We start from the raw sequence: 4,558 nt of genomic DNA on the forward strand, positions 1-4,558 counted from the left end.
ATTTCATTTCGACTCCATTGTGTTTATTGAGGGTGCTGGGAAGGCCGGTTCACGGCGTCGCCGGTGCACCGCTACGCATCCTGGTCCGGCACGGCGGACGGTCCCGTCGACGCTCCACGCGCCCGGCCGTCGGCGAGCCACAGGAGATGGGCGGCGAGTGCCGGCCCCCTCGGGCCGGCATGCCCTCCCTGACCAGCTGGCTCTCCCGAACCGACGGGATCTCCCGGGCCGACAGAACTCTCCGGACGGACCGGGGCCTCGGCGGCGGGAGCCGACCGGCAGACAACGAGCACCGTGTCGTCCCCCGCGATCGTGCCCATGACCCCCGGGAGCGCCTCCCGGTCGAGCACCGAGGCGAACAGCTGCGCGGCGCCCGACGGCGTGCGCAGCACGACCAGGTCGCCGTTGGCCTCCGCGGAGACCAGCAGTTCCTCGCAGAGCCGGGCGAGCGACAGCCGGACGATCTCCGCCGGCGCGAGGTTCGCCTCGACCGCGTAGACCAGGCCGCCGTCCGGACCGCGCACCTTGGTCGCCCCGATGTCCTCCAGATCACGGGACAGGGTTGCCTGGGTAACCTGGACGCCCTCGGCAGCCAGCAGACGCGCGAGCTCGGTCTGTGAACGCACACCGCGCTGACCGATCAACGCCGCCAGCCGAGTCTGACGGGCGTGCTTGGTCAACGGCGCGGCACGCCGGGCCCCTGCGCCTGCTTCCGAGGTCATCGCCCGGTGCCCCCCACCGGCGATGCGCCCCCCACCCCGGACGCGCTCCCGGCGGCGCCGGTCGGACCGACGCCCTCGGACAGCAGGCTCGACAGCAGGGCCTTCTGGGCGTGCAGCCGGTTCTCGGCCTGGTCGAACACGACCGAACGGGGTCCATCGATCACCGACGCGGTGATCTCGAGCTCCCGATGTGCGGGCAGGCAGTGCATGACGATCACGTCGGGCGAAGCGGCCTCGACGGCCTTCTCGTCGAGCCGGTACGGCTGGAACACCAACGCGCGGCTGTCCGACTCACCCTCCTGACCCATCGACGCCCACACGTCGGTGTAAAGCACGTCCGCCCCGGCGGCGGCCTCCAGCGCGTCGTGCATCACCAGCGCCTCCCCCCCGGTCACCATGCCGATCTCATTGGCGTGCCGCAGCACCTGCTCGAACGGCTCATAGCCGGGCGGCGAGGCCACGTGCACCCGCATGCCTGCCAACGCGCCGGCGAGCAGCAGCGAGTGCGCGACGTTGTTGCCGTCGCCCAGGTAGGTCAGGGTCAGCCCGGCCAGGCGGCCCCGCCGCTCCCGGATCGTCTGCAGGTCGGCCAAGGCCTGGCAGGGATGGGCGTGGTCGGACAGCGCATTGATCACCGGAACGGTGGCCGCCGCCGCCAGCCGCTCCAACCGCTCCTGCGCGAAGGTACGCACGACGATCGCGTCGACGTACCGGCTCAGCACCGCGGCGGTGTCCTCGATGGTCTCGCCCCGGCCGAGCTGCGTGCTCACCGCGTCGATCACCACCGGGTGGCCGCCGAGCTCGGCGACGCCCACGTCGAACGACAGTCGGGTGCGCGTCGACGGCTTCTCGAACAGCAGCGCCACCGAGCGCCCGGCGAGCGGACGCTCCGTCAGCCGGGTAACGCGGCGGCGTGCCTTGAGCCCGTCGGCGAGGTCGAGCAGGGCGGTCTGCTCCGCGGGGGTCAGGTCGGTGTCGAGAAGGAAGTGTCGGACCGTCATGCGCTGACCCTAGAGCCCGGGGCTGACGCGGACTGCGCCGACCGAACCCGGGCGGCGAGCGCGTCGCCGACGATACCGGGCAGGGCCGCGACGAAGGCGTCCGCCTCGGCGGCGGTGAGGATCAGCGGCGGGGCGAGCCGGATGGCGTCGGGGGCGACGGCGTTCACCAGGTAACCGGCTTCGCGGGCGGCCTTCTCCACCGCCGGCGCGAATGGGCCGTCGAGCTCGATCGCCCGCCACAGCCCCCGTCCCCGGACCCCGGCCACGCCGGGCACGCCCGCCGCCTGGATCGCCGCGGCCAGCCGCTCCCCGAGCCGCGACGCGTGTTCAAGCAGGCCCTCGGCGGCGATCGTGTCGAGCACCGCGAGCGCCGCCGCGCAGACGATCGGGCCGCCACCGAAGGTGCTGCCGTGATCCCCCGGGCGCAACAGCGTCCCCGCCGCGCCGATGCCGACGCAGGCGCCGACGGGCAGGCCACCGCCGAGTCCCTTGGCCAGGGTGATCACGTCGGGCAGCACGCCCTCGGCCTGGTGGGCGAACCACAAGCCGGTCCGGCCGATGCCGCTCTGCACCTCGTCCAGGACCAGCAGCGCGCCAGCGGAGTCGCAGACAGCCCGCGCGGCGGCGAGGTAGCCGGCCGGCGGCGGCACGACACCGCCTTCGCCGAGGGTTGGTTCCAGGAACACCGCCGCGGTCGCCTCGCTGACGGCGGCGCGCAGGGCCGCGCCGTCTCCATACGGCACGAACCGGACGCCGGGCAGCAGCGGCTCGAACGGTGCCCGCTTGGCCGGCTGACCGGTGATGGACAGCGCGCCCAGGGTCCGGCCGTGGAACGAGCCCTCGGTGGCGAGGATCTCCGAACGGCCGGCCCGGCGGGCGATCTTGATTGCTGCCTCGTTGGCCTCCGCCCCCGAGTTGCAGAAGAAGACTTTCGCCCCCTCGGGCGGAAGCCCGGGGCTCGGCGCGCCGACCCGCAGCAGCTCGACGAGCCGTTCGGCCAGCAGCACCTGAGGCTCATTGGCGTAGAGGTTCGACACGTGGCCGAGAGCGCCGAGCTGGCCGACGACGGCGTCCCGGACCGCCGGGTGGCAGTGACCGAGCACGCTGACGGCTATCCCGCCGACCAGGTCGAGATATTCGCGGCCGTCATGGTCCCACACCCGGCTGCCGGCCCCCCGAGCCAGGGAGATCGCGGGTCGGCCGTAGGTCGCCATCACGACGGCGTCCCGGCGGGCGATCAGATCGGCGTTCACGGCGATCTCAGCGTTCACGGCGTTCCTCCGGTCGGTTCGCCGGCCGGAACGATCCCGGCCGGGCGCGCGGCGGGCGCAGGGAGCGTACCTGGCTCAGGCGAGGTGCCTGGCTCGGCCATGATCAAAGTGCCGATGCCGTCGTCGGTGAAGATCTCCAGGAGCACCGCGTGCGGTACCCGTCCGTCGAGCACGTGCGCCTGTGGAACACCGCCACGCACCGCCCGCCGGCAGGCCTCCATCTTGGGGATCATGCCGGCGGTGAGCGAGGGGAGGAGCCGTTCGAGCTCGGTGATGCTCAGCTCACTGATCACCTCGTCGCTCGCCGGCCAGTCCGCGTAGAGGCCCTCGACGTCGGTCAGGACGACAAGCTTCGTGGCCCCGAGCGCGACGGCGAGTTCGGCGGCGGCGATGTCGGCGTTGACGTTGTAGACCCCGCCGTCGACGCCGCGGGCAACCGACGCGACCACCGGCACCTTCCCGGAGCCGAGCAGGGCGTTGATCGTCTCCGGTCGGACCTCGACGATGTCGCCGACCAGGCCGACGTCGGCCTCCCGGCCGTCGACGATCGCCGGGCGGCGCCGCGCGGTGAAGAGGTTGGCGTCCTCACCGGACAGCCCGACGGCGAACGGGCCATGGTCGTTGACGAGCCCCACGACGTCCCGATTGACCTGGCCGAGCAGGACCATCCGCACGACGTCCATGGTCTCCGGGGTGGTGACCCGCAGGCCGCCGACGAACGTCGAGGGGACACCGAGGCGTTCCAGATGCGCGGTGATCTGCGGACCGCCGCCGTGCACGACGACCACCCGCAGCCCCGAGTGGCGCAGGAACACGACGTCAGCGGCGAAGGCCTCGCGCAGCGCCGGCTCCGTCATCGCGTTGCCGCCGTATTTGACGACGATGGTCGCGCCCTGGAACCGCGACAGCCACGGGAGCGCCTCGATGAGGACCTGGGTCTTCGCGAGCGCCGCGTGGCCCCGGGCGGTGGCGGCCGGGCCCCGCCCGGTGCCCCCGCCCGGGGCGGCGTCGCCGGTGCCATCGGCGCCTGCGGTGCCGATGGTGCCGCCGTGCCCACCGTTCGAAGGCGGCAGTGTCCGGGTCGGGACGTTCATGTCGAGTACGCCGAGTTCTCGTAGACGTACCCGTCGGTCAGGTCGTTCGTCCAGACGGTGACCTCGGCGTCGCCGGCGTGCAGATCGACGCCGATGCGCACCTCACGGCCGGACAGGTCGACGAGGTCACGGTCCTCGCCGGGGGCCCCGGCCCGGCAGACCTGCACCTCGTTGATGGACACGTCCAGCGCATCGGGCTCGAAGACGGCCTTCGTGGTGCCGATCGCGGCGAGCACCCGTCCCCAGTTCGGGTCCTTGCCGTACAGAGCGCACTTGAGCAGGTTGTTGCGGGCGACGGCCCGGCCGACCTCCAGCCCGTCGTCCTCGGTCGCGGCTCCGGTCACGGTGATGGCGATGGTCTTCGTCGAACCCTCGGCATCGCCGAGCATCTGCTGGGCAAGATCAACGCACACCTCGGTGACCAGCCCCGCCAGCTCCGCCTCGGGCAGGCTGACCCCGGCGGCACCCGA

General features: G+C 72.7%; 5 protein-coding genes. All 5 read right to left on the reverse strand.

Annotation, left to right across the window (positions count from 1 at the left end; genetic code table 11):
* Window positions 1–71: 71 nt before the first annotated feature.
* Window positions 72–722 carry an arginine repressor gene (gene argR, locus ACY45C_RS07370; RefSeq protein WP_462186885.1) on the reverse strand — a complete coding sequence of 217 codons (651 nt, stop codon included), beginning with the start codon at window positions 720–722 and terminating at the stop codon, window positions 72–74.
* The gene (gene argF, locus ACY45C_RS07375) at window positions 719–1,723 is read right to left on the reverse strand and encodes an ornithine carbamoyltransferase (protein ID WP_462186886.1); all 1,005 of its coding nucleotides are present in this window, start codon (window positions 1,721–1,723) and stop codon (window positions 719–721) included. Before argF ends, argR begins: the two co-directional genes overlap by 4 nt.
* Entirely contained in the window at window positions 1,720–2,976 is a 1,257-nt protein-coding gene (locus ACY45C_RS07380) for an acetylornithine transaminase (protein ID WP_462186899.1), read from the reverse strand. The genes argF and ACY45C_RS07380 overlap by 4 nt, the downstream gene beginning before the upstream one ends.
* A gap of 14 nt (window positions 2,977–2,990) precedes the next feature.
* Window positions 2,991–4,088: an acetylglutamate kinase gene (gene argB / locus ACY45C_RS07385; protein WP_462186887.1), complete on the reverse strand. Its 1,098-nt coding sequence runs from the start codon at window positions 4,086–4,088 to the stop codon at window positions 2,991–2,993.
* Window positions 4,085–4,558 (reverse strand): bifunctional ornithine acetyltransferase/N-acetylglutamate synthase (locus tag ACY45C_RS07390; RefSeq protein ID WP_462186888.1); only part of this gene is annotated, 474 nt, incomplete at its 5' end. The genes argB and ACY45C_RS07390, both read right to left, overlap by 4 nt.

This window comes from Frankia sp. CcWB2, from assembly GCF_977927585.1.